Source organism: Pseudomonas sp. P7759 (genome assembly GCF_013386445.1).
Taxonomy (GTDB): domain Bacteria; phylum Pseudomonadota; class Gammaproteobacteria; order Pseudomonadales; family Pseudomonadaceae; genus Aquipseudomonas; species Aquipseudomonas azotoformans_A.
The window spans coordinates 845-3,372 of sequence record NZ_JACART010000046.1 but is presented as its reverse complement, the minus strand read 5'-3'; the positions used below and the strand labels follow the sequence as shown (position 1 = coordinate 3,372).

General features: G+C 63.7%; 3 protein-coding genes and 2 pseudogenes. 2 read left to right on the top strand and 3 right to left on the bottom strand.

Going from position 1 to position 2,528, the window contains the following annotated elements:
• Together HX823_RS32085 and HX823_RS25900 are read left to right on the top strand one after the other, a co-directional pair.
• A pseudogene (locus HX823_RS32085) lies at positions 1-164 on the top strand (acyl-CoA/acyl-ACP dehydrogenase); the annotation flags it as partial.
• The gene (locus HX823_RS25900) at positions 161-1,105 is read left to right on the top strand and encodes a D-isomer specific 2-hydroxyacid dehydrogenase family protein (protein WP_177077364.1); all 945 of its coding nucleotides are present in this window, start codon (positions 161-163) and stop codon (positions 1,103-1,105) included. The pseudogene HX823_RS32085 and the gene HX823_RS25900, both read left to right, overlap by 4 nt.
• Before the next feature lie 62 nt (positions 1,106-1,167).
• Here HX823_RS25900 and HX823_RS25895 read toward each other — a convergent pair whose 3' ends face one another.
• From HX823_RS25895 to HX823_RS32080, 3 genes and pseudogenes are all read right to left on the bottom strand, one after another.
• On the bottom strand, positions 1,168-1,935 hold the full coding sequence (locus tag HX823_RS25895) for an energy transducer TonB (protein WP_177077362.1): 768 nt from the start codon (positions 1,933-1,935) through the stop codon (positions 1,168-1,170).
• On the bottom strand, positions 1,932-2,378 hold the full coding sequence (tolR, locus tag HX823_RS25890) for a protein TolR (protein ID WP_177077360.1): 447 nt from the start codon (positions 2,376-2,378) through the stop codon (positions 1,932-1,934). Before tolR ends, HX823_RS25895 begins: the two co-directional genes overlap by 4 nt.
• Positions 2,379-2,393: 15 nt before the next feature.
• Positions 2,394-2,528 (bottom strand): annotated as a pseudogene (locus tag HX823_RS32080) (protein TolQ); the annotation flags it as partial.

Genomic DNA, 2,528 nt, shown 5'->3' with positions numbered 1-2,528 from the left:
TGGCCATCGAAGCCTCGGGCAACCCCGGCCTGTCGCGCCATAGCCCGTTGCAACGGCATTACCGCGACGTGCTGTGCAGCCGCGTGCATACCCCGCAGAACGACGCCGTATTGCAAGGCGTCGGCAAAGCCGTCTTCGCCCAACGCCAGAAGGAACGCACATGAGTCAGGTGATTATCGCCAGCCAGCTGGACGAAGATTTCAATGAAGTGATTCGCGAGCGCCTGGCAAAGATCCATCCCGAGGCCCAGGTAATCGGCGTGCCCGTTGGCGTACCGAGCGACCTGCCGCCCCAGGCCAATATCCTGCTGCTGCGCCCGATCAATGTGCGCGGCTACACCGCGCCGGACACCCCGCCACCGGGTTGGCCGTACGGCGCGCAATGGGTGCACCTGGTGTCGTCGGGCATCGATTTCTACCCGCAATGGCTGTTCAACGGCCCGCCGGTGACCACCTCCCGTGGCAGTGCCGCTGACAACCTGGCCGAGTTTGCCTTGGCCGCGATCTTTGCCGCCTCCAAGCATTTGCCGGACATCTGGGTAAAGGATTCGCAGTGGAATTTCACCGCGTTGCGTCCACTGAAGGGCACCACCCTGGGCATCCTGGGGTTTGGTGCGATAGGCGAACGCCTCGCGCAAAAAGCCCTGGCCCTGGGGATCAAGGTCGTAGCGCTGCGCCAAAGCCAGGCGCCGTTCAGTGCGGGCGTCGACGCCGCCCAGGACATCCACGACCTGTTCGCCCGCGCCGATCACCTGGTGGTGGCGGCACCGCTGACCGAGTCCACGCGGCAGCTCATCAACCGTGACGTGCTGGGCAGCGCCAAGCCGGGGTTGCACCTGATCAATATCGCACGCGGTGGGTTACTGGATCAGGAGGCCCTGCTGGAAGCGCTGGACAATGGTCAGATAGGGCTGGCATCGCTGGATGTGACCGAGCCGGAGCCGTTGCCGGACGGGCATCCGCTGTATACCCATCCAAGGGTGAGGTTATCGCCGCATACGTCGGCGATTTCGACAAATAGCCGGAATGAGATTGCGGATACGTTTTTGGCGAACCTGGAGCGCTACGTGGCGGGTCAAGCGCTGAATAACTTAGCTTACGTCTAACGCAAATCAAAATGTGGGAGNNAAGCCCGCTCCCACATGGGACCTGTGTTGACTGGGAGAAATCATTTGATGCGGTAGTGGAAGGTATTGCGTACCGCCGGCACCGGCACGGGCTTTCCATCGACGATCCTCGGCTGGTAGCGAAAGGTATTCGCCGCCGCCAGTGAAGGCCGCATGAACAGCGGATGGCAGCCGTCCAGCACCTTGGGATTTTCGACACGCCCTTGGGTGTTGACGGTGTACTCCACCGAACAATCGCCTTCGATGTTTTTGTCCAGGGCACGCTCCGGATAGTCCGGCGCCTCTTTGCTCAAGGGTTGGTACTGGCGGCTGTCGAAGGCCGGCGCGGCGGCCGGTGCTGCAGGGCGTGCGCGTTCCGCAGCGAGGCGCTCCTGGGCCAGGCGCTGCTGTTCCAGCTCGCGATTGCGCTGTTCAGTGGCCAGGCGCTCCTGTTGCTGTTCCAGCTGCTTTTCCTCGACCCGCTTGCGCGCCAAGGCGGCTTTTTCCAGTTTTTGTGCCTGGATCTGTGGATCGATCACCGGTTTCGCCGGCACGGGAATCACCACAGGCTCCGGCGCAGGCGCTGCGACGGCCACAGGCTCAGGCACGGGAGCTGGCGTCGGCGCTGGCGGCATCATCACCAACTGGGTATGCATCACCCTCGGCGTTTCCACCGGCGGTCTATCTGTCGACCCGCCCAGCATCAGCGCCGCCAGGACGCCCACATGCAGCGCCACCGCGAGGCTGGCCGCCACGCCGTTTCTCCAGAACCCGGAAGGCTCCCCAGGTGCCACCGCCAGCATCGAACTGTGCATGATCATCGCCGTCATTGCGGGGCCTCGGTCACCAACCCCAGATTGCTGACACCGCCCTTCTGCAACACCGCCATGGCCGCCACGACCCGGCCGTAGCCCGCGTTGTCGTCGGCGCGGATATACACCTGGGTGTCGCTGCGCGCCGCCACCACCTGCATGACCTTGGCGCCCATTTCGTCGAGGGTCACGGCGCTGTCGGTTTGGTGGGTGGTGTCGAGTTCGCCGCCCAGGTTCCAGAAGTAGCCGCCGTCGGCCTTTACCGACAGCGTGAGGATTTGTTGGCGGGTGTCGGTAGCCAGGGCCTCGGCGGCGACCTTGGGCAGCTCGATTTTTACGCCTTGGGTCAGCATCGGCGCGGTGACCATGAAGATCACCAGCAGCACCAGCATCACGTCGATGTAAGGCACCACGTTCATCTCGGCCTTGGGCCCGTGCTTGCGTTGCGGCCTGGTCAACATCGGTTTGCTCCTTGCTCAGGCGGCCACGGCCAGGTTGATCGGCGTACCGCGCAAGGTGCGGTGCAGGCGCACTTGCAGCTCGTTGCCGAAGGCGTAGTAGCGGGTCAGCAGAGTCTGGCCACGTGCGGCGAAACGGTTGTAGGCAATTAC

Coding starts and splice junctions, on each gene's coding strand:
- HX823_RS25900 (WP_177077364.1), top strand. CDS start 161: ATGAGTCAGGTGATTATCGCCAGCCAGCTGGACGAAGATTTCAATGAA.
- HX823_RS25895 (WP_177077362.1), bottom strand. CDS start 1,935: ATGACGGCGATGATCATGCACAGTTCGATGCTGGCGGTGGCACCTGGG.
- tolR (WP_177077360.1), bottom strand. CDS start 2,378: ATGTTGACCAGGCCGCAACGCAAGCACGGGCCCAAGGCCGAGATGAAC.